The sequence below is a fragment of the Commensalibacter communis genome (assembly GCF_947179015.1).
GTDB lineage: Bacteria > Pseudomonadota > Alphaproteobacteria > Acetobacterales > Acetobacteraceae > Commensalibacter > Commensalibacter communis.
The window spans coordinates 1-223 of the sequence record NZ_CAMXCM010000051.1 but is presented as its reverse complement, the minus strand read 5'-3'; the positions used below and the strand labels follow the sequence as shown (position 1 = coordinate 223).

The window sequence follows — 223 nt, the reverse complement described above, 5'->3', positions numbered from 1 at the left end:
ACAAGAGTCAAAAAAAAGTAATGAAGTAGAAGGTATTATTACTACTAACGAACTTTTATTGCAAGCGATTGAAACAAGAGAAGGTCTCGATTTTGCAACTAAGGAAGTATTGCAATACAGCGATGCTTTGCAAGAGGGCTTTATTGAAATGAAAGAGTGTAATAATTTAATTACTAGTAAGGTGCTTATTAAAATCCAGCAGAAAATAAGAAATACAAGTGAA

Annotated in this window: 1 protein-coding gene; it reads left to right on the top strand. The window is 31.4% G+C overall.

Going from position 1 to position 223, the window contains the following annotated elements; genetic code table 11:
- The coding region (locus PQG54_RS12380) for a Fic/DOC family N-terminal domain-containing protein (protein ID WP_271807753.1) at positions 1-223 on the top strand (223 nt) is incomplete at both ends.